Annotated in this window: 21 protein-coding genes; all 21 read right to left on the bottom strand. The window is 50.5% G+C overall.

All coding sequences use genetic code 11. The features are described 5' to 3' along the window. Nucleotides 1-109: 109 nt before the first annotated feature. The 21 genes from HPY81_05735 to tilS all read right to left on the bottom strand — a co-directional run bounded on the left by HPY81_05735 (nt 110) and on the right by tilS (nt 21,225). On the bottom strand, nt 110-1,153 hold the full coding sequence (locus tag HPY81_05735) for a hypothetical protein (GenBank protein NPV26955.1): 1,044 nt from the start codon (nt 1,151-1,153) through the stop codon (nt 110-112). 28 nt (nt 1,154-1,181) lie between these two features. Further along, nucleotides 1,182-2,084: a quinate 5-dehydrogenase gene (locus HPY81_05730; protein NPV26954.1), complete on the bottom strand. Its 903-nt coding sequence runs from the start codon at nt 2,082-2,084 to the stop codon at nt 1,182-1,184. A gap of 80 nt (nt 2,085-2,164) precedes the next feature. Beyond that, nucleotides 2,165-2,689, bottom strand: coding sequence for a helix-turn-helix domain-containing protein (locus HPY81_05725; protein ID NPV26953.1), 525 nt, complete (start codon nt 2,687-2,689; stop codon nt 2,165-2,167). A 162-nt stretch (nt 2,690-2,851) separates the two neighbouring features. After that, the gene (dusB, locus tag HPY81_05720; protein NPV26952.1) at nt 2,852-3,817 is read right to left on the bottom strand and encodes a tRNA dihydrouridine synthase DusB; all 966 of its coding nucleotides are present in this window, start codon (nt 3,815-3,817) and stop codon (nt 2,852-2,854) included. Between the two features lie 84 nt (nt 3,818-3,901). Beyond that, entirely contained in the window at nt 3,902-4,669 is a 768-nt protein-coding gene (locus tag HPY81_05715; GenBank protein ID NPV26951.1) for a type III pantothenate kinase, read from the bottom strand. A 12-nt stretch (nt 4,670-4,681) separates the two neighbouring features. Then, complete coding sequence (locus HPY81_05710; protein ID NPV26950.1) at nt 4,682-5,650, bottom strand: P1 family peptidase; 969 nt, start codon at nt 5,648-5,650, stop codon at nt 4,682-4,684. A gap of 328 nt (nt 5,651-5,978) precedes the next feature. After that, nucleotides 5,979-6,530, bottom strand: a complete 552-nt coding sequence (locus HPY81_05705; GenBank protein NPV26949.1) for a biotin transporter BioY — start codon at nt 6,528-6,530, stop codon at nt 5,979-5,981. Nucleotides 6,531-6,782: 252 nt separating this feature from the next. Then, entirely contained in the window at nt 6,783-8,411 is a 1,629-nt protein-coding gene (gene nadB / locus HPY81_05700; protein NPV26948.1) for an L-aspartate oxidase, read from the bottom strand. Between the two features lie 34 nt (nt 8,412-8,445). Next, complete coding sequence (gene nadA / locus HPY81_05695) at nt 8,446-9,369, bottom strand: quinolinate synthase NadA (GenBank protein ID NPV26947.1); 924 nt, start codon at nt 9,367-9,369, stop codon at nt 8,446-8,448. A 165-nt stretch (nt 9,370-9,534) separates the two neighbouring features. Continuing rightward, nucleotides 9,535-9,906 (bottom strand): aspartate 1-decarboxylase, encoded by a 372-nt coding sequence (locus HPY81_05690; GenBank protein NPV26946.1) that lies wholly within the window; start codon nt 9,904-9,906, stop codon nt 9,535-9,537. Beyond that, nucleotides 9,907-10,758 (bottom strand): pantoate--beta-alanine ligase, encoded by an 852-nt coding sequence (locus HPY81_05685; GenBank protein NPV26945.1) that lies wholly within the window; start codon nt 10,756-10,758, stop codon nt 9,907-9,909. It abuts the gene before it with no gap. Nucleotides 10,759-10,923: 165 nt separating this feature from the next. Then, on the bottom strand, nt 10,924-11,754 hold the full coding sequence (gene panB / locus HPY81_05680; GenBank protein ID NPV26944.1) for a 3-methyl-2-oxobutanoate hydroxymethyltransferase: 831 nt from the start codon (nt 11,752-11,754) through the stop codon (nt 10,924-10,926). Nucleotides 11,755-11,760: 6 nt separating this feature from the next. Beyond that, nucleotides 11,761-12,651: a DUF2520 domain-containing protein gene (locus tag HPY81_05675; protein ID NPV26943.1), complete on the bottom strand. Its 891-nt coding sequence runs from the start codon at nt 12,649-12,651 to the stop codon at nt 11,761-11,763. 219 nt (nt 12,652-12,870) lie between these two features. After that, nucleotides 12,871-13,368, bottom strand: coding sequence for a 2-amino-4-hydroxy-6-hydroxymethyldihydropteridine diphosphokinase (folK, locus tag HPY81_05670; protein NPV26942.1), 498 nt, complete (start codon nt 13,366-13,368; stop codon nt 12,871-12,873). Further along, nucleotides 13,368-13,733 carry a dihydroneopterin aldolase gene (folB, locus tag HPY81_05665; GenBank protein ID NPV26941.1) on the bottom strand — a complete coding sequence of 122 codons (366 nt, stop codon included), beginning with the start codon at nt 13,731-13,733 and terminating at the stop codon, nt 13,368-13,370. Before folB ends, folK begins: the two co-directional genes overlap by 1 nt. After that, a complete protein-coding gene (folP, locus tag HPY81_05660) occupies nt 13,726-14,928 on the bottom strand; it encodes a dihydropteroate synthase (protein ID NPV26940.1) in 1,203 nt (400 codons plus the stop codon). Before folP ends, folB begins: the two co-directional genes overlap by 8 nt. Nucleotides 14,929-14,957: 29 nt before the next feature. Further along, nucleotides 14,958-16,625, bottom strand: a complete 1,668-nt coding sequence (locus HPY81_05655; GenBank protein ID NPV26939.1) for a formate--tetrahydrofolate ligase — start codon at nt 16,623-16,625, stop codon at nt 14,958-14,960. 47 nt (nt 16,626-16,672) lie between these two features. Continuing rightward, complete coding sequence (locus HPY81_05650; GenBank protein NPV26938.1) at nt 16,673-16,957, bottom strand: thioesterase; 285 nt, start codon at nt 16,955-16,957, stop codon at nt 16,673-16,675. Nucleotides 16,958-17,261: 304 nt separating this feature from the next. Beyond that, the gene (ndk, locus tag HPY81_05645; protein NPV26937.1) at nt 17,262-17,711 is read right to left on the bottom strand and encodes a nucleoside-diphosphate kinase; all 450 of its coding nucleotides are present in this window, start codon (nt 17,709-17,711) and stop codon (nt 17,262-17,264) included. Nucleotides 17,712-17,749: 38 nt separating this feature from the next. Then, complete coding sequence (locus tag HPY81_05640) at nt 17,750-19,660, bottom strand: ATP-dependent metallopeptidase FtsH/Yme1/Tma family protein (protein ID NPV26936.1); 1,911 nt, start codon at nt 19,658-19,660, stop codon at nt 17,750-17,752. Between the two features lie 152 nt (nt 19,661-19,812). Then, nucleotides 19,813-21,225 (bottom strand): tRNA lysidine(34) synthetase TilS, encoded by a 1,413-nt coding sequence (gene tilS, locus HPY81_05635; GenBank protein NPV26935.1) that lies wholly within the window; start codon nt 21,223-21,225, stop codon nt 19,813-19,815. Between the last annotated feature and the right edge of the window lie 104 nt (nt 21,226-21,329).

The following is a 21,329-nucleotide window of genomic DNA, read 5'->3' as shown; positions in this document are numbered from 1 at the left end:
GTCGAATATTGGCGATATTGGCTGAAAAATTTTTGGTAATCACCACAACAAGCACCACTAAACCTTTTTAACTGGTTAGCAGTGCTTGCTTTTTTCTCGAACAATTTCTTTAATCGCTATTATAATTACCTGGTCGCCCTTTGTCAAGGACTTCCTTCTTTTCCCAGGCGATGTTGTCCATCAGTTTAAATCCATACTTACGCATCAACCGTTGAATCATCACGACTTGCGCCGGTCGAATCTCCCGACTTACAATACTGACAGATTCATTTCTTTCCAGTGTAGCCAGCAACAGCTCAGCTTCCAGGGGATCTAAGAGTGCCATTTGCGCTGCTTCCGTCTCTCCATTGGCCTGTCGCAAACAAAAAACTGGCTCGGCTAGAATTGGTAGATTATTTATTGATTGGCCCAATCTTGGCCGATTTGTCCACGGAAAGAGATCTATGACAATGGTATCAGGTCGGCCGTTGTCCAATTTGATTTCACCTGGATAAACAGACAAATCACCCAGAATCACTACGTCCACCGGGGTTAGCACCCTTTCTACCCTTGGTGTCACCTGACAAACCACCCCACAGGTATAAAGAACTCTCGCCAGCCATGAATCAACACTTCGGTCGGGTTGTTCAACGATAATTAACTCTCGGCATTCCGGGGCAAGTAACTCAGCGGCTAATCTCGTCAGTCGCTGACGCAAAGAAATAACCATGACCCTCGCATGATTTAATAAACGTTCCTGGGTGTTAAGTAATCGCTGTAAGGTTTCCTTAAGGGCTACTAAACGCATCAGTTCTCCACTGATAATTGGGATTTGGAGCCCAGGTGCAACTTTCCCTGCGAGATCGCAAGCCCAAAGAATCATTGGATCATAACCGATTACTTTCGCGGCGAAGCGTTCGGCCAGGTGGCCGGCCGCGACCAGGTGATTGATCACCTTATTTTCGTACTGAACCAGGACTTCTCTCCGTGGAAAGGGGCACGCCAGTATATGCTCTTTAACTATTTCTCCAGATTCTAACTGATAAGTTCGTATTCCCTGACGGCGACTTTTCCCTATAAGTACCGCTAAATCCATAATGCGACCTGAGATCAGGCGGCCCAGGCTAGTCTGTCCGGTGAGTTTAACTGGACGAACAACAGCAAAATCGGGCACTGTAGCCCCTCCTCCAGAAGTCTTGGTGCTAGGAGAGTTGAACAATGCGAGGCTTGATTCCGATCTGATCCAGTAGCGCTCCATAATCACTTGGTGTAATTTGGTCTACAGCTTTTCCAGCGAGTGAAACCAGGACGCCCTCCATCACATTTGTCCCAAAAGAACGTCCATCCAGATCAGGGGTAGTGGTAATGAGTTTACTTACCCCTCGCTGGCGCAGCATTTCAATGTCTTCACTAGTCACCGTATTGGTAATCACAATTTTCCCCTGCATATTAGCAGGCATGTAACGACGAACAAAGTGAAAATCGCCAGCTATTATTTCTGCCTCATGATAATATTTAGAATGCTTCGGAACAATTTCTTCCTGCTTTTGCCCAGTCGGATACAAATACTTGAAAGGAATCTGACTGACCAGCGGTGCGAGAACACGGGCAACACGCTCCAGGCTGCGTAGACTGGTAATCGGAACTGGTATACCCAACCCAAAGATCAGGTCGCCAAAAGTAACCCGACTCCCAGCCGCCACTAACGCTCTGGCCATCCCCGGTCGATCCACGCCACAGACCATTAACACTTTGCGATCTTTTAAGGGAATGATCTCATTTGCCACCAGATATTCGATCACCTTTTGTTCCAGGGTATTCTTCAGGCCACTCCCATCAACAATCGGCGTTAACCTAGCAGCCTGGGCAATCCTTCGGGCATCCCGCAACACATACCGCTTCTCACCTGAATAAATATAGAGATCGATGCCCCCCATACCAAAAGCATCTACCTTGCCATCAAGCTCCCTGATCAAAGCGATGGCCTTGTCCATGTCTCCATCTGTCCCGATCCGTTCAATCCTGAACTTCTCGCCTAAAAACTCTGTTTCCACCGCGTGATTTCGTTTTGACGAACCTAGACTGACACTAACAACCCGTTTCAACTGGTTTCCCTCCTAAGGTTGTTTGAAATTTTGCCATGCATAATTCTGATGGACATTTAATCAGCATATTTGGCAAAGCCTTATGCCTGGCAGGATTCAATAATCTTCCGAATAACAGAAGGTTCAACATACCTGTCCTCTTCAATCGGTGACTCACCAATTTCCAAGCCAATCACCTCTTTATCCAGCAAAGCCTGGCCCAGCTTAATTCGCATGTTGGAACCAATCAGTACCACCGTATCATAAGTACGAATGGTAGCAATTATATCCATTATCTCATTCAGCAGTTGCACCCCTGTTTTTTCTTTAACAAACTGCCACCGCTCAGTCTCGGTCATAATTAAAAAATAGTCCACCCCTAGCTCTCGCAGCAAATTTACGATTTCTTCCTTATTCTTAATCGGAAAACCTACCACCGCGATTCGTTCACCTTTGCGGACCTCACCGATCCCTTCCAACCGAGAGATAAATGTTCTCTCCAGATTAAGACGGTTGGCCACTTCCTGTTGAGATAAACCTTGTTTCCGTAATTCCAACAAACGGTCGATTACCCGAATAATCTTTTCCCGACTGATAATCTTTTCCCCGATCCGAATAAATTCCATCTTTTTCTCACCTTGATATATAAAATATAAACTTGTCATCTAAAATTTAACGCAAATTATGAAAAAATATGTACACAATTATGTGTACATATTTATCTTAGCAAAATATGTTACAATTAGCAAGTTACTGTAATAACAATGTTATCAAAGCTGCCTTTTAAGTCAATTTAACTGGGCAGCAAACTCATCAAGGACTTCTACCACTGCCTGGGGGTTTTCTAAATGGTTGATTACTTCACGTATTCTAGCCGCTCCACGTAAACCCTTAAGATACCAGGCCAGATGTTTGCGCATTTCCCGCACCCCAACATGCTCCCCCTTGAGGTTGATGGTCAAGTTCAAATGGCGAATTGCCATCTTAATCTTTTCAGCGGGAGATGGCTCGGGGAGCAATAAACCCTGTTCGACCAAAGCAATAGTTCGGCTAAACAGCCAGGGGTTGCCCAGAGCACCCCGGCCAATCATAACCGCGTCACAGTTGGTTTCCGCCATCATTCGTAAGGCGTCTTCCGGCCGCCAAATATCACCGTTACCAATAACTGGCACCTTAACCGCCTGTTTGACCTCGCGAATAATCCCCCAGTCCGCTTTTCCGCTGTACAACTGGGCTCGAGTCCGACCATGAACAGCCACCGCCGCCGCCCCGGCTTTTTCAGCCCGGATAGCTAATTCAACCGCATTAACCTCAGTATCATCCCAGCCTTTACGCATTTTAACCGTTACTGGCACTGGCACTACCTGGACCACCCGGGAAATAATCTCCGTGGCCCGAGGAAGGTCACGCATTAAAGCCGCTCCCTCTCCGTTGCGGACAATTTTCGGTGTTGGGCAACCCATGTTGATGTCCACAATACTCGCCCCGGCTTTAACCACTAACCTGGCGGCTGCCGCCATTTTGTCCGGGTCTGAGCCAAAAATTTGGACCGCGATTGGCTGAGCTTCACCCGAGATGTCCAGAATATCCAACGTCCGCTGGTTGTGGTGTAAGAGCGCTTGATCACTGACCATCTCCGTGTAGACCAGGCCGCACCCGGCCTCCCTGGCCAGTATCCTGAAAGCTTTGTCTGTGACACCGGCCATTGGTGCCGCAAACACGCGGTTGGCGATCATCACGCTACCGATTTGCACTGGTTCATTTCGCTCCTTCTGTCATCCACCATTGTCTATTTTGTTGCTTTTTTACCGTGATTATAATAACCCCTGACCTCTCCGTCAGGGGTTATTGCGCTCGTATATTAACCGCAGACCCTCCAGGGTTAGCAAGGGATCAACCTTATCAATGGTGTGTGAATCCTGAGCAATTAATTCGGCTAGTCCGCCGGTAGCTACCACAAAAGCATCACCACCTAACTCGGCTTTCATTCTTTCCACGATGCCATCAACTTGACCGATGAAGCCATAAATAATCCCTGCCTGCATCGAGGCCACCGTGTTTCGCCCTATCACGGACTTGGGCTTAATCAGCTCAATTCTCGGCAGCTTGGCCGCCCGCTGGAACAAGGCTTCCGTGGAAATACCAATCCCCGGGGCAATTGCACCGCCCAGGTAGTCGCCATTCCTGGCAATCGCACAAAAAGTGGTCGCCGTCCCAAAATCAACTACGATCACCGGCCCACCATATTTCTCGTAGGCGGCAATCGCGTTAACTACACGGTCCGCTCCAATCTCCCGGGGATTTTCGTAGCGTAAAGAAATACCTGTTTTGATGCCTGGGCCAACCACCAGAGGCTCTACCCCAAAGTATCGTTGGGACATATCAACTAATGGCGCCATCAAAGGGGGGACTACAGAGGAAATAACCAGGGCTTTAATCTCTTTCATCTGCAGCCCGTGGTAGTCGAACAGGTTTTTAATCAGCATCGCGTATTCATCAGCTGTTTTCTGCCGGTCAGTCGAGATTCGCCAGTGCGTTAACAGTTTGTCCTCGTCGTACACACCCATCACAATGTTACTGTTTCCGACGTCGAACACCAGAATCATTTTTCCACCCCTCTATATTTTGCTGACGTCTGACCAAGCCTTAATTCCATTCACCGTGGTGGCCGCTTTCACTGCCCTGAGCACCGCCTGAGCCACGACCTCAACCGCTAATACGCCGACCACATTGACATCACCTGGAACCTGGCCGGTGGCCAGGGCAAAAATAGTGTCTCCGTCAAACATAGTGTGGACAGGCGCAATCGTTTTCACCAGCCCGTTGTGGGCCAGCTGCGCCACTTTGTTTACTTGCTCTTTATTTAGACTGGCATTGGTAGCGACTACGCCGATCGTGGTATTGGTCCCTGGGCTGATTGCCTGCCCGAAGCCACGAGTTTTCAGCCATTCAACGGTGCTAATGAACCGGCCGTCCTCGGGACTGCGCAAGCCGGCCACAACTTGGCCGGTCTGCGGGTCAACCACATCACCAAACGCATTGACGGCAACTAGAGCTCCCACGATTAAACCATTATCCAGACTAAGAGAAAATGTGCCTACTCCACTTTTCGTACAATGTGCATATCCCAGCAGCTTGCCTATGGTCGCCCCCGTACCGGCGCCAACGTTACCTTCCACAATCGGCCCCTGCCCTGCGCTCAGGCAAGCCTGATAGCCCATCATTCGGTCAGGCCTTGCCCGGTGATCACCCACTCCGAGGTCAAACAACACCGCTGCCGGGACAATCGGTACGCGAGTAACACCCACATCGTGCCCAACACCCTGCTCTTCCAGAAACTGCATGACACCGCTCGCGGCGTCCAAACCAAAGGCACTCCCACCGGTGAGCACGATAGCATGTGTTTTTTCGATCAAGTGCATCGGTCGCAGCAAGTCTGTTTCCCGTGTGCCCGGCGCCGCTCCCCGGACATCAACTCCAGCCACGGCACCATTTTTGGTCAAGATCACTGTGCAGCCCGTCAGTCCTATCGGGTCTGTCGCCTGTCCGACCTCTACTCCTGGTACATCGGTCAGATGCCCATACATTACCGCCACCCCCTTTTATTTTAACCATTGCCACGGGGTTTTGTAAACTTACAAATCAGATGTATAGTATCCCTCAACCAGCGAATAATAATTGTAAAGAAAGTCATTTCATTACGCGCTATAAGGGTAGAGACCTTTGGTCAGTCATTACAAATCTTAAGCCAGGAGATGAAAATAAATGTTTGGTTTGATCATGGACACAAAAACCATGAACATCGTCAATATCTTAATCGGCGTCGGACTCGTCGCTTTAGTTGGTATAATTCTTTACGCCTTTTGGTCTCGCCGGATCAAAAACGCCCAGACGAAATGAAAAAAATGAGCCGCCTTAAGCGGCCCGTTCTGCCAAGAAGGCTACCCGTTCCTTGACCACTTTCGCGATCCCGGCGGCAATAACCCCTTTGACCAGATCAAGTCCGATAAACGGTAGGAAGCCAACTTGAATCACCCGCATCATTGATATTGATTTGCCCAGGTAGAAATTTAGAATAGCGTACATATACGGCAAGCCAAATAAATAAATGATTGTAATACCGGCAACCATCGCCACAGCATAACGAACAACGCTAAACCGCGTATTCCCCTGCAAAATCTTCCCAACCACAACAGCCGCCGCAATAAAACCTAGTATAAAGCCAAAAGTAGGCTGCAGCACGTAAGCAAGTCCACCATAGGGCGGCTTAGCAAAAACCGGTATCCCTACCAGCCCCATCACGACGTAAACCACCATGCTCATCGCGCCCAATCGACTACCAAGCAAGGCACCGGCCAGCATAGCCATCATGGGCAAAAAGCTAAACGGGACAAGGATCTCTCCTCCCCACTTGAGAATCAGAGCCACAATACAGGTCAGACCAGTAAATAATGCGACTCGAACCATTTCTCGGGTCGATAATTTCACAGGCGTAATCCTCCTCTCATCTTTAAAAACTTTACGAGAAATAATTAGTCTGATCATGTTATATTACTTTATTACTTTCTGCGGTTAATATGCCTGTTTTCTTGCCCCCTTTAATCAATTTTTGTTAACTATTTTCTTTGTTAAAGTTAACACAATTTACGTGAAAATAGGGCGATCGTTAACCCATTCGCCCCTATCTTGTTAACATTATCTTACCACTCATTAATGATTTTAGCAAGCACTACACAAGCAGTTGTGAAGAATAATATGTTTCAACCAGTTAACGTCATCACGTTCAGGGTAATCATGGCGGAAATGGGCACCTCTACTTTCGGTGCGTCGGGCCGCCGCCTCGACCATCAGCCTGGCTGACAAAAGCAAATTGACCGCTTCCAAACAATCTGGTTCTAGAACCAGACCCGTTATTTCCGACGCCAGCGCGGCCAACTTCTGCCTGGCAATGGCCAGCCCTTGCGCCGAGCGGATCAAACCAGCGTACTCCCAGGCAAGGTCTTTAATCTGGTTCGTCAGTTCTTTCGGATCAAAAGAAGGCTCGTTCCGGACCGGGTAACCACTCTCAGCGGCATCAATTAAATCTTCCCTTGACCACGGGACAGTTTTACCAATTTCATTTTTAACCGCTTCGACTATCCGGTGCCCAAATACTAGCCCGTCTAAAAGCGAATTGCTGGCTAATCTGTTCGCTCCGTGGACACCATTACAGGCCGCTTCACCACAGGCATACAATCCTGGTAAATTGGTCGCTCCATCTAGATTGGTCCGAATTCCACCCATCATATAGTGAGCGGCCGGGGCGACCGGAATCAGATCCGTTCCCATGTCCAGACCATAAAAGGCACACGTGTTGAAAATCGTGGGGAAACGCTTTTTTAGCCACTCCCGCTCGAGATGGGTTACGTCCATGAACACACATTCCTGCCCCGTGTCCGCGAGCTCACGCCAGATCGCCCGGGCCACTACATCGCGCGGCGCGAGTTCCGCCGCGGGATGATAATCCGGCATAAACCGTTTCCCCTGGGAATTTCGCAAAATGCCGCCCTCTCCCCTGACCGCCTCACTGATCAGAAATCGAGGAGCATGTGGTACCGCCAGAGCAGTAGGATGGAACTGCATAAATTCCATATCCATAAGTTCAGCACCAGCCCGGTACCCAGCCGCTAAACCATCTCCAGTGGCAATAGCCGGATTGGTGGTGTTCCGGTATAATTGTCCGAGTCCTCCGGTAGCCACAACCGTGATTGGTCCTATGTAGGCAACAAGTTCGCGTTTTTCGGTATCATAAGCCAGCGCACCCAGACACCGGCCAGCCCGGTTGGTCAACAAATCAAGCACAAAATGGTTCTCTTTGATAACAATATCGGCCGCCTCCCGGCAGTTGCGGACTAAGGTCCGTTGAATCTCATCGCCGGTGAAATCGCGCGCGTGCACAACTCTGGGTCGGCTGTGGGCCGCTTCTCTGGTTAAAACGATCGTGTCGCCATGGTGATCAAATTGGGCGCCCAAACGAATTAAATCATGTACCCGCGCTGGTCCTTCTGTTACCAGCACCTCTACCGCTGCCTGGTCGCACAATCCGGCCCCGGCCTTCAAGGTGTCCTCCAGATGCAGAATGGGAGAATCGCTTTCATCGATCGCGACGGCGATACCTCCTTGCGCCCTCTCCGTGTTGGTATCGGTAATGCCCTTTTTGGTCAGGCAAGTTACCTGGCCATAATTTTGGGCCTTCAAGGCCGTGAACAGACCGGCAATCCCGCTGCCGATCACCAAGAAGTCTGTCTGTTCGAAATGAATACGCCTAGGGTCAAATTGAATTAAATATCGTGTTGGCCGCATAAACATCCTCCAATGTCAAGCCATTTTTCATCCTGGCCGATCAGGTAATGGCCAACATCCGCTTCAGTGAATGAACGGCTCGTTCCCGAATTTCTTTCGGTACAGTAATCCGCGGCTCTAAACTAATCAGGGCAGCCAGGACCTTCTCCAGGTTTGTCGCTTTCATGTTGGGACAGATTAGTCTCGGTGAAGCCAGATAGAATTTTTTATCTGGGCACTGTTTCCACAGTTGATGTAACAGTCCTTCTTCAGTACCAATGATAAACTCGTGAGCAGGGAGCTTTTTCGCCAGCTCAATTATCCCCGACGTACTGGCCACGCCATCCGCCAGGGCTACTACTTCTGGACGACATTCAGGATGAACGAGTACCATCGCCGCCGGGTGCTCATTTTTCGCTGCCAACACATCATCAACGGTTACCCAGTGATGCGTTGGGCAGTAACCTTCCCACTGCAACAATGAACGGCCGGTTCGCCAGGCTACATACTCTCCCAAGTTTTGATCAGGGACAAACTGGATCCGCTCCTCGGGCGGGAGAGACTCCACTACCTTCACCGCGTTCGACGAGGTACAACAGATATCGCTTTCAGCCTTAACCGCCGCAGACGAGTTGACGTAGCAAACCACTGTCACCCGATCCCCTAACTCAGCTCTGCGTCTTTTTAGCTTCTCTGGCTCAATCATGTCGGCCATCGGACAACCCGCCTGTTCTTCGGGTAATAGAACTACTTTGTCGGGTGAAAGTATGGCGGCGCTCTCCGCCATGAAATGTACGCCACAGAAAACAATCACCTCGGCGTCTGTTCTGGCCGCCTGTTGGGATAACTGCAGAGAATCACCAATAAAATCTGCTATATCTTGGACCTCGGGTCGCTGATAAAAATGAGCAAGAATGACTGCCTTTCTTTTCAGTTTCCACTCTTTAATTGCCTCAACTAAGGCAATGTTAGTTTCAACGCCCATACCTTTTGCTACTCCTTCACAAGTAGTCGGTGAAGCCTCTCCCGCCTATGCTGCGCTAAGAGGCGGGAGCCCTCTTGGCAAAATTACGATAGATCATCTGATTTGATCTTTTCTGGGTAAATCAGTAATTTCCTCCCTGACCAAGGAAGGTTAATCATTTTTTCCTTACTGTTCTTCTCGGTCAGCTATCTGAGTGATGCGGTTCTGCCCGTCGACGAAGACGACTGTCGGATGATAATCTCTGGCCTGCCGGTCCTCAACCATCATGTACGAAATAATAATGATAATGTCCCCCGGCTGAACCAAACGTGCCGCCGCTCCATTTAAACAAATTGTGCCTGAACCGCGTTGACCGGTAATTACATAGGTTTCAAACCGTGCTCCATTATTGTTATTAACAATTTGCACCTTCTCGTTAGGTAAGATGTCTGCTGCTTCCATCAGAGCCTCATCAATTGTGATACTGCCCATGTAGTTTAAATCTGCCTCTGTGACAACGGCCCGGTGAATTTTTGATTTGAGCATCATCCGAAACACCTATGACACCTCCAGCATGATATTATCTATCAAACGCGTCTTACCAAAGCGAACTGCCAGTGCAATCAGAACAGGACCGGCCAGGGTAGTGATTTCCTCCAGGTTTACCCCATCGACAATTTCCACGTAATCAATCGACGCTAATGGGGCCGATTGAAGCTTGCGTATAATTGCTTCTTTTATTTCCGCCACATCCCGACAACCCTGTTCAATCATTTCGCGGGCCAGCTGCAAAGACTGGAAGAGAACTACCGCCTGCCGCCTTTCTTCCGGGTTTAAATAAACGTTTCGCGAGCTCATCGCCAATCCATCAGCTTCCCGTACAATCGGAGCAACGACTATTTCCAGCGGTTGGTTAAGGTCAGCAACCATACGTTTAATGACGATCGCCTGCTGGGCATCCTTCTGCCCAAAATAAGCTTTGTCGGGTTGGACAATGTTAAACAATTTCGTCACTACCGTCGTTACGCCGCGGAAATGCCCTGGACGCGAACGACCGCACAGGCCGCTGGTGAGCCTTTCCACCTCCACAAAGGTGGCATAACCCTGGGGATACATTTCTTTGACTGCGGGGGCAAACAAGACGACTTCCAGGCCTGTTTGCTCCAGGAGTTCAACATCTCTCGTCAAGTCACGGGGATATTCTTCATAATCTTCACCGACGCCAAATTGTAAGGGATTAACAAAAATACTAACCACCACCGTGTGGCCATCCTCAGCAGCACGGCGGACCAGACTCAGATGACCCTCATGCAGATAACCCATTGTTGGCACTAACCCAATCTTTTTTCCGCATTCCCGCTGAGTTTGAACAAATTTGCGGATCTCAGGAATTGTCTGAAATATTTGCATCTATTTGCCTCCCTGTCTGGCCTTTTCGCCAGGACTCAAGCTTACCTTTTTAAAGCGGTGGCGGGTTATCCCCACTCGCAGGGTCATAACCCCGCCACGCTTCCTTCACTGCGTTTTAACAATCAGTTTTCACGTGCCATTTAACCGAACCATGGTTTACTTGGGTTAATACAGTTTGCTCAGGGTGTCGTCCTTCAATCCGTATGAGTGTTCCGGGTCGGGGAATGTCCCGTTTTCCACCTCAGTTTTGTACTGCCGCAGGGCATTCAAAATCAACCCGTTTAACTGAGCATACTGTTTGACAAATCTGGCGACGTGTCCGCCATACAGACCAAGCAGGTCGTGAATTACCAGCACTTGACCATCACAATCAGGTCCAGCCCCGATCCCGATTGTCGGGATACTTATTTCTTCAGTAATTTTCTTACCCAGCGGAGCCGGGACACATTCCAGGACCAGGGCAAACACACCCGCCTCTTCCAGAGCTTTGGCATCCGCGATCAATTTCCGCGCAGTCTCCAGGTCCTTCCCTTGAACCTTAAAGCCACCGAACTGATGTACCGCTTGTGGGGTCAGGCCAATATGCCCGACCACCGGTATCCCTGCCGCGATCAGGGCCTTGATCGTCTCAACTCGCTCCTGACCGCCTTCAAGCTTAACTGCCTGCGCGCCACCTTCCTGGATGAACCGCCCCGCATTGCGCAGGCTCTCCTCGATCGAGATGTGGTAGGATAAGAAAGGCATATCTCCGATCACTAGCGCGTTTTTCACTGCCCGGCTAACCGCTCGGGTGTGGTGGATCATCTCGTCCATCGTTACGAACAGGGTGTTTTCATACCCCAGCACCACCTGCCCCAGAGAATCCCCGACCAGAATGGTGTCAATTCCCGCTTCATCAACCATTTTGGCCGTCGGATAATCGTAGGCCGTGAGCATGGTGATTTTTTCGCCCCGTCTCTTTTTCTCTTTCAGGGATACCGTAGTCACACGTGCCATCCAGCATCACTCCTTAATTGTGAATGTGTTTGATAAGATGGTTTGCAGTTCTTCGATTTGTTCCCGGTTGATCGTGCCCTTACGTCCAGCTACCTCCGCTGTGTGGTAACCTAACCGTTGGTACAGATCAACGAGTTCTGGCTCCACCTCCTGCATAATTGATAGGTGTTTCCGAATAGTACCCACGTCTCCCCGGGCAATCGGGCCGGTTAAGGCTTGGGGAATCCCTACGTTCCGGATATTGCGCAGTGTCCCCTCGAGCAGCGGCAGCAGAGCCTTTATAGCTGATTGCCGCGGGAGGCCGGCAGATTCGAGCAACCTGGCTCCCAGGTCAACCAGCGTGACTAGATAGTTGGATACAACACATGCTCCGGCATGGTAGAGAGGCTTGGTCCTCTGATCGATGAAAAAAAACTCCCCGCCCAGGTTACGAACCAGTTCCTCCGCCGTGGTGAAACCCTGCGGGTCTCCTTCAATACTAAAAATGGAGCCAGGCAAATTCTGGATGGCTTGTTCCACACTGGCGAATGATTGGAGGGGATGAATCGATAAAACGATCGCCCCCAATCGAGCCGCCGGCGCTAACACCGCCGAACTCAACGCTCCACTCATGTGCACGACAATCTGTCCAGGATGAAAGGCCTGAACGGCCGCCACCTCCTCGACCACCGTGACGATAGCACTGTCCGTAGTGGTCACAAAAACCAGGTCAGCCAGTTTAGCCGCTCGAGCATAAGATAAGTAAGCCGTAGTATGCAAACGGTTAGCTAACCGCTCAGCAGATGCAGGGGAACGACTCGCCACCCCCACAATCGGGTAACCATGATCTTTAAGAATAATCCCAACCGCCGAACCGACAACTCCTGCGCCGATAATAGCGATCTTCTTTTTATCCATGGTATCCCTTCCTCCTCAACGCAAACCCTCTTCCGTGTGAACAGGTTCCCCAAATTGCATCGGATAAACAAAGCCTTCTGGACACACTAACTCCAGAAGGCTTCCACGCCGTCATTGTCATCATACCTTCCGTCTCGGTCCTTAATGGCTACAAGCGGATTTTTTTCCTATGCAGTTACTCTAAAAAAAAATTCGACTTTCGATTGCGCCTTTATTTTATCACGTCATCATTTTGGGGACAATAATTTTTTTCATACAAATTCCCGATTGTTCCACTAATTCAGCCACAGTTCGTCCATCAGGCAGTCTGAATGCTGGCGCTATCTCCGCCAGAGGAACAAGGGCAAACTCCCTCTCCGCCAGTCCAGGATGGGGGATCTTCAGATCCTGGCGCTCAATGACCAGTTGATCGTAAAGAAGGATATCCAGATCTATGGTCCGCGGTCCCCAGCGGATCGAGCGCATCCGCCCCATGGAAGTTTCGATCTCCTGCAGCTTGATAAGCAGTTCCTCAGGTTTAAGTTCAGTCTGGATCTCGACGACCGCGTTTAAGAACCAATCCTGCTCCTGGTAACCCCACGGGGGTGTCTCGTAAAACGATGAAACCTGGATAACAGAAATTCCTGGCACCTGTCGCAATTTTTCCAGGGCAGAATTGAGATACGCCGCTTTATCCCCAAGGTTAGACCCCAACCCAATAAATGCTGTCTCGGCCATTACTCCCGACCCCGCTCAATCTCCACACCGGCGTACTCAAGCGGGCCTGGCAGAGGTACTCGCGGTTTTTTGACCCGCACGACCACTTTTTGGACTGGGGGATATACGTCGAGCAGGCGGCTGGCAATAGCCTCAGCCAGCGCTTCGATCAAATCAAACCGCCGTTCCTCGACCAGGGCCCGAATATCCTGGTACACGGCTGCATAATTAACCGTTAAATTAAGATTATCGCTCTCCCCGGCCGGCTGCAGCGGCAGGAATAATTCAGCGTCAACCACAAACTCCTGCCCATTGCTTTTTTCCACCGGCAACACCCCGTGATAACCGAAAAAACGCATGCCCTTTAAGATAATACGGTCAGTCATCACCGTCGCCTCGCACAATGGCATCAGTCATCCGAGCAACCCGGACCATCTCCTTAACATCATGAACCCGGACAATATCCACACCGTTAGCAATCCCCAGCGCAACCGTCGCCGCCGTCCCTTCCATTCGTTCGGTTACTGGCAAGTTAAGCGTGGCTCCAATAAACGATTTTCGAGAAGTGCCCAGGAGTAAGGGTTTTCCCAGCACCCGTAACTCACCTAAACGCCGGAGGATCTCCAGGTTGTGCTGCTGAGTTTTCCCAAAACCAATGCCGGGATCGAGAATAATCTGCTCCTCAGCGATTCCCGCCCGACTGGCTAGTTCTAAGCTCTGGCGCAGGTCTGCGACTAATTCACTCATGAGGTCCTGATATTCAGCGCGGGCTCGGTTGTGCATGATCACCACCGGAACCCGGTAATCAGCCACCACCCGCGCCAGTTCAGGATCAAACTTTAAACCGCCAACATCATTGATCATCTGAACCCCCATGGCTAAAACCTCATGGGCGACTTTTGCCTTATAAGTATCAACGGAAATCGGGACATCGATCTCCGCAAGCAGTTGCGACAAGACCGGCTTGATCCGTCTTAACTCTTCCTCCGCCGGCACCGGCGTGGCGTTGGGACGAGTTGATTCCGCCCCTACATCCAGAATATCCGCGCCATCTTCAACCAGCCGCCTGGCTTGAACCAACGCAGCCTCAGGGTGATTAAACTTACCGCCATCCGAAAAAGAATCAGGAGTCAAATTCAGGATGCCCATGACCAAAGTCCGCCGCCCAAGCGGCAGCCACTTACCCCGGCAGTTTAATCCCCCTTTCGGACTGGACTCAACCACAGTCAGGACGGTGTCAATCTGTTCCGCAAGTTGGGGTAAGCGAAAATAGGGCTGTGTTTTGAGTTTAATGACCAACTGCTGTAACTGTTTCAACGTACCCAGAAGAACAACATCCGTCTGTTCCACCTCACCGGTAATCACTCCCCGGTGAACAGCCGCGTCACCCCCACTGGCCAGCATTTCCTGTTTGAGGATGTGCGCTACATGAACCGGGACGCTGTTCAGATACAGCACCCGAGACACCGCCTTGGGCGCCATGATCGCGACACCCCGCGGATCGGCGCCGACCCGGCGCAGCAGAGCATTTGCTTCTCGCAGGTTATCCACCTTGATCGTTCTGACCGTGATGGTCTGCATAACCTAATCCCCTCTGGAACTTTACTTTATTAGAACAAGCCGGTAATCCGTCCATCCCGGTCGATGTCGATATCAACCGCCGCTGGCCGCTTGGGCAACCCCGGCATAGTCATAACCGCCCCCGTGATCGGGACAATAAACCCGGCACCGGCCGACAGCCTGACCTCTCTGACCGTGATAGCAAAACCAGTCGGCCGCCCCCTTAGCGCCTGGTCATCAGACAGAGAATATTGGGTTTTGGCCATACAGACCGGCAAATCTCCATAGCCCATCTCGGTGAAGCGGTCAATGGCGTTATCCGCCTCTTTTGTATAGATCACCTGCTCGGCCCCGTAAATTTCTCGACTGATTATCTCAATTTTTTCTTTGATTGGCCGCTGCGTATCATACAAGAATTTAAAGTTGTTGGGTTTATCACAGGCAGCAACGACTTTTTCCGCCAACTCCAGACCGCCTTCGCCACCTTTGGCCCAGACCTCAGACAGAGCCACTTCTGCTCCCAGCGCCTCACATTTTTCTTTAACCAGCCGCAGTTCATCAGCAGAATCCGTGGGGAACCGGTTGATGGCCACCACAACCGGTAAGCCAAACTTGTTCAGGTTTTCCAGGTGTTTTTCCAGGTTGGCCGCACCCTTCTCCAACGCCGCTAGATTGATCTCGCTCAATTGGCCTGGCGCTACTCCACCGTGATGTTTCAAGGCCCGAACAGAGGCGACCAGCACCACAGCGTTAGGACGCAACCCGGCAAAACGACACTTCAGATTCAAGAACTTTTCCGCTCCCAGGTCAGCACCGAAACCGGCCTCTGTCACCAGATAATCACTTAGTTTTAACCCCATTTGCGTGGCCACCACGCTGTTACAGCCATGAGCAATGTTAGCAAACGGGCCTCCGTGCACGAACGCTGGAGTGTTCTCCAGGGTTTGCACCAGGTTGGGTTTAATGGCATCTTTCATCAATACCGCCATTGATCCCTGGGCCTGAAGATCACCGGCGGTGACCGGCCGGCCATCGTATGTATAGGCAACAACGATCCGTTTGAACCGCTCCTTAAGATCCATCAAATTACTGGCTAGACACAGGCAGGCCATGATCTCAGAAGCCACCGAGATATCAAAACCAGATTCACGTGGTACACCATCCAGCCTCCCACCTAGTCCGATGATCACATTCCGCAGGGCCCGTTCATTTAAATCCATCACCCGTCGCCAGACCACCTGGCGCGGGTCGATGTTCAGTGGATTGCCGTGGTGGAGGCTGTTGTCCAAAAGGGCCGCCAGAAGATTATGGGCAGCTGTTACGGCGTGGATATCCCCAGTAAAGTGAAGATTAATGTCTTCCATCGGCACCACCTGAGAATAGCCACCGCCCGCCGCTCCTCCTTTAATCCCAAAACTGGGACCCAGCGACGGTTCCCGTAAAGCAATCGCGGCTTTTTTACCCAGGCGAGACAGGGCTTGTCCCAGACCAACCGTGGTGGTGGTTTTCCCCTCACCGGCCGGTGTTGGATTGATCGCAGTGGTCAGGATCAATTTGCCATTCGGTCGATCCTTCAGCTGGTCTAGTACCTTAAGGGAAATTTTTGCTTTATACCGTCCGTACAATTCCAAATCGTCTTCTGATAAGCCAAGGGTTTCGGCGATTTCGATGATTGGTTTCAATTGCGCTGCTTGAGCAATTTCAATGTCACTTTTCACTGCTATCATTCCTTACTATAATAAAATATTATTTACTTGATAAAATATTATTTACTTGCCTTTAACTCAGCCTTTTTTAGAAACTTGTCCATTTGGATAATAAACCGTTCGTGGGTTCCCCTACCGACTTGTTCCCGGTCATCAAAGGCTTCCACTTTAAAGACCAACCGTCTTCCATCAACCTCAATTAACTCCGACCGGGCAATCACGTTCAAGCCCACTGGAGTTGCCGCCGTGTGTTGAACATTGAGGCTGATCCCCACCGTACTGTACCCAGGTGGGAGCAGGTGATCAACCGCGGCGATCGATGCCCCTTCCATCAAGCCAATCATCGCCGGTGTGGCGTAAACGGCTACTCCACCACTACCATACTGGAGCGCGGTATTGTTTTCGGTCACCGCTTCTCTTTTTTCCCCAGTCAAGCCAGGTCTCAGATTAAAATCCAACTGTGTCCCTCCTTTTGTTTTACTTAATTTTAGGTTTGCCTTAATCAGCCTGTTCCTGATTTACTGGGCAAATATATCATTGCGTCCATTATATCATAATCTTTTTTGCCAAGAAAAGCGGAGACGCAGATCAATAGACGATAAAAAAGCAGGTTCCGAAAAACCGGTACCTGCCTTCAGTGGCACAGTTTTATTCATATAACCAGGATTCGATGGTCCGCTTATACGTCACTAATTCCTCAGGTTTAAAGTAGAAAGCGATTTCCCGTTCGGCACTGCTTGCAGAATCGGAACCGTGAATGACATTGCGCGCGATATCTACAGCAAATTGTCCCCGGATGGTCCCTGGGGCAGCTTCAACAGGGTTGGTCGCCCCCATCATTTCACGGACAATCCTGACCACGTTTTTCCCTTCCCAAACCATAGCCACCACCGGACCGGAAGTAATAAAATCAACCAGTCCCTCAAAAAAAGGCTTCCCCTGGTGCTCAGCGTAATGCTGACCTGCCAGATCCCGACTCATCTGCAAGAGTTTCATACCTACCAGTTGAAAGCCTTTCTTTTCCAGGCGACTGATAATTTCCCCCACCAGCCCGCGTTGGACTCCATCGGGCTTGACCATAACAAATGTTCGTTCCATGAGACTACTGCTCCTTTCTAGAACGTTTTACACCCATATTAACAAGTTTCGGGATTCGCGGTCACTCGCGGAATAACGTTGCCCTCCGGTGCTCCGCTCACCGCGGGCGAAGTCGATGCCAGTTCGGTCGAGTTAGGCCCCGGATCGTCGGGATGCCGCTTCATCAATGCCTCGAACTCTTCCCGCTCGATGGTTTCTTTCTCCATCAGCGTTCGCGCAACTAATTCCAGTTTATGCCGGTTCTGCTGCAAAATTTCCTCTGCCTTCTCATAGCAAGATTCAATGATCTTCCGCGCTTCCTTATCGATGGAAAAAGCAACCGCTTCACTGTAGTTTCGGTCACGCGCAATGTCCCGTCCCAAGAAGACTTGCTCGGTCTTACGGCCAAAAGTCAGTGGCCCAAGCTCTTCGGACATGCCGTATTCGGTGATCATTTTTCGGACAATTTCAGTAGCCCGCTCCAGGTCGTTCTGGGCTCCGGTGCTGACCTCCTTGAGGACAATCTCTTCGGCCACCCTCCCCCCCAACAGGGTTGTGACCTCATCCAACAAGTGAGAACGGGTCATGTAGTAGCGGTCTTCCGTTGGTAACAGTAACGTGTAACCGCCGGCCCGACCCCGGGGAATAATCGAAATCTTATGCACCGGGTCAGTATGCGGCAGTAAAGCCCCGACCACGGCATGACCGGCCTCATGATAGGCAACCAGTTGCTTTTCCCGTTCGCTAATCACGCTGGACTTTTTCTCTGGTCCAGCAATCACTCGCTCAATTGATTCTTCGAGTTCCTGCATGCCAATTTTCTTTTTATCCCGGCGGGCAGACAGCAAGGCCGCTTCATTCATCAGGTTAGCCAGATCCGCGCCGGTAAAGCCCGGGGTTCGGCGGGCCAGCACCTCAAGATCAACCCCATCTTCCAGCGGCTTATCCTTCGCGTGGACCTGCAAGATTTCTTTCCGCCCGTTCACATCCGGCCGGTCGACCGTAATGTGCCGGTCAAAACGCCCTGGACGTAACAAAGCGGGATCAAGGATATCTGGTCGGTTGGTAGCGGCAATGATGATGATGCCTTCATTGGCACTAAACCCGTCCATTTCCACCAACAACTGGTTCAAGGTCTGCTCCCGCTCATCGTGGCCACCACCCAGGCCAGCCCCCCGCTGACGGCCAACAGCATCGATCTCGTCGATAAATACAATGCAAGGCGCGTTCTTCTTCGCTTGGTCAAACAGGTCGCGGACACGGGAGGCACCAACCCCGACAAACATTTCAACAAAATCGGAACCGCTAATACTGAAAAAGGGCACCCCGGCTTCTCCAGCCACCGCCCGAGCCAACAGGGTTTTCCCAGTACCCGGCGGGCCGAAGAGTAGGACTCCCTTGGGAATCCGTGCTCCCAGTTCAATGAATTTTTTCGGTTGTTTTAAAAACTCAACAACCTCCTGCAGCTCCTCTTTGGCTTCGTCGGCTCCTGCAACATCAGCGAAAGTCACTTTTTTCTTTTCGTCAGTATGCAAACGGGCGCGGCTTTTGCCAAACTGCATCACCCGGTTGCCGCCCCCTTGGGTTTGCTGCATCATAAAAAATACCAGCCCGACCAGGAGCAAAACCGGCAAGAAAGTCGATAACAATCCTGTCCACCAGGGAGGCTCCGGCGCCGGTTCAACTGTTAATTCCACGTTGTGCTCCACCAGCAACTGATCTAACGAATCGTCTTTCGGCCCCTGGAGACTGAACTTTTCGCCATTCTTAAACGTACCGCTTATGCGGTTGATGTCCCGTTCGCTAACGATCTTTACATCTTTAACCTTATCCTGTTGAACCGCCTTGTAAAATTGCGTGTAAGTCAACGGCTTTTCCGGCTGTTCGCTAGGCGATGTCCACCTGATCGCCGATACCGCAATCAAAACAATTAATAGGTAAATCGCCAGGTTCTTAAAAATGCGGCTCAATCATGTACCTCCTTTCCCCTCAGGGTGATTGTCCAATTTATCTTAGCCAAGAATACTCCTGAGTTGTTTTCATTTCATATTGCCTGGAGCCAGTCAACTCCTCATTCTAAGTTATTTTAGCATAACAACGACACCTTATCAAATACAATTACCTAATGTGTCTGGTTTGGTTGGATTTTTTCCACCTGTATACACATAATCTGTCGAGTTTGTGCAGTAACCCGACACCGTTCATCCAATCGATAGCCGACAACCCAATAAATTGCCTCCCGGGAAGCGATAAGGGGAATCTGATCCCGCCATGCTCTAGGAATCTTCGCGTCAATGAAAAACTCTTTTAACTTCTTCCGACCGGGTGTCCCTAGAGGTTGAAAGACATCCCCTGGCCGGCGAAAACGCAAGTATAAGGGCAGGTCAACCTTTTCCCAATCCAAATAAGCCCGGTAATTATTTTCCCCGGTTTCCTCCTCTCGAGGGATCGAAGACATCAAGGCAGCAGTCACCTTAAGTCCTAGAGTCGGCAGCACAGTACAGCCGGGTACCGTTAGCATGTATTCTCCTTCTTCTCGCTTCAGCTCTGCACCAACCCGACCCAGCCTGGCAATAAGCATCCCATAACCTCGGCTAAAACAGACGTTCCTGGGGAGTTGAGCCACTTTACCTACTACCCCGGTCCTGACTAGCGCCAGCACTTTTTCTGTGTCCTTAAACTTTAAGCCATGCGTGCTACCGGTTAACCGCGCGTAAATCTCTCTGGTGATGCGGCGCTGCAGCGCCGTAGGGAGACGTGAAAACTCATCTAAATCAACCATCCACTGTTCATCCTGCTGAGTCACTGTCCGGGCAAAAGCAGAACGAGTCTGTTCGAACAATACCTGTTGCTCATCACGCAGTAGCTCAGCCATCTCATTCAACCTGGTCACGATATTCGGGTTATATTCTGCCTGTAACAGAGGAATTAAGTGCAGTCGCACCCGGTTGCGGAGGTATATCGCTTTTTGATTTGATGAATCGATCCGGTATGACAACCCGTGTTCACGGCAATACTGTTCGATTTCAACCCGCCGGACCTCCAGCAATGGTCGAATAATCTGCCCCCGCCGCGGGTACATACCGCCGAGCCCTTCCGCTGCCGCCCCTCTGAGCAGATGCATTAATACGGTTTCCGCCTGGTCATCTGCGTGATGACCAAGCGCAATTTTGTTCGCCCCTATTTCCCGGCTTACCTGTTCAAACAGGGCTAAACGCACCTCGCGTCCGACTGCTTGCGGCGAGGACTTTGTCTCCGCCACCAGCGCCGGCACATTAATCTCCTGAATTGAGACCGGGATGTTCCACTGCTCGCACAAATCTTTAACAAAAGCAGCGTCCGCCGCTGCTTCTTCTCCCCGAAACATGTGGTTGACATGAATGACCTGTAATTGGAAACCATAAACTGGGGCAAGCGTCACCAAGCAATGTAAGAGGGCTACCGAGTCAGGCCCTCCGGACACGCCTACCAATACCTTGTCCCCAGATGAAAGCAACTTGTATCGGTTAATGGTTGTCTGAACCTTTTGTAACATCAGCAGCTCCTTCAATGATGAAAAAAGGCGCTTTTCGCGCTTCTAAGTAGTATCCTTCGACAACTAGGGCTATTTTCCTGCTGAAAAATAAGAAAATACATTCT

The organism is Bacillota bacterium, assembly GCA_013178045.1.
GTDB lineage: Bacteria > Bacillota > Ch66 > Ch66 > Ch66 > Ch66.
This window is presented reverse-complemented; position numbering and strand designations above follow the sequence as displayed.

What these genes read in the sequence shown, in the direction of transcription:
- HPY81_05725 (NPV26953.1), bottom strand. Translation starts at nt 2,689, where the DNA reads ATGGAATTTATTCGGATCGGGGAAAAGATTATCAGTCGGGAAAAGATT.
- HPY81_05715 (NPV26951.1), bottom strand. Translation starts at nt 4,669, where the DNA reads ATGATTCTGGTGTTCGACGTCGGAAACAGTAACATTGTGATGGGTGTG.
- HPY81_05710 (NPV26950.1), bottom strand. Translation starts at nt 5,650, where the DNA reads ATGTATGGGCATCTGACCGATGTACCAGGAGTAGAGGTCGGACAGGCG.
- HPY81_05705 (NPV26949.1), bottom strand. Translation starts at nt 6,530, where the DNA reads ATGGTTCGAGTCGCATTATTTACTGGTCTGACCTGTATTGTGGCTCTG.
- nadB (NPV26948.1), bottom strand. Translation starts at nt 8,411, where the DNA reads ATGTTTATGCGGCCAACACGATATTTAATTCAATTTGACCCTAGGCGT.
- nadA (NPV26947.1), bottom strand. Translation starts at nt 9,369, where the DNA reads ATGGGCGTTGAAACTAACATTGCCTTAGTTGAGGCAATTAAAGAGTGG.
- HPY81_05685 (NPV26945.1), bottom strand. Translation starts at nt 10,758, where the DNA reads ATGCAAATATTTCAGACAATTCCTGAGATCCGCAAATTTGTTCAAACT.
- panB (NPV26944.1), bottom strand. Translation starts at nt 11,754, where the DNA reads ATGGCACGTGTGACTACGGTATCCCTGAAAGAGAAAAAGAGACGGGGC.
- HPY81_05675 (NPV26943.1), bottom strand. Translation starts at nt 12,651, where the DNA reads ATGGATAAAAAGAAGATCGCTATTATCGGCGCAGGAGTTGTCGGTTCG.
- folK (NPV26942.1), bottom strand. Translation starts at nt 13,368, where the DNA reads ATGGCCGAGACAGCATTTATTGGGTTGGGGTCTAACCTTGGGGATAAA.
- folB (NPV26941.1), bottom strand. Translation starts at nt 13,733, where the DNA reads ATGACTGACCGTATTATCTTAAAGGGCATGCGTTTTTTCGGTTATCAC.
- folP (NPV26940.1), bottom strand. Translation starts at nt 14,928, where the DNA reads ATGCAGACCATCACGGTCAGAACGATCAAGGTGGATAACCTGCGAGAA.
- HPY81_05650 (NPV26938.1), bottom strand. Translation starts at nt 16,957, where the DNA reads ATGATTGGCTTGATGGAAGGGGCATCGATCGCCGCGGTTGATCACCTG.
- ndk (NPV26937.1), bottom strand. Translation starts at nt 17,711, where the DNA reads ATGGAACGAACATTTGTTATGGTCAAGCCCGATGGAGTCCAACGCGGG.
- tilS (NPV26935.1), bottom strand. Translation starts at nt 21,225, where the DNA reads ATGTTACAAAAGGTTCAGACAACCATTAACCGATACAAGTTGCTTTCA.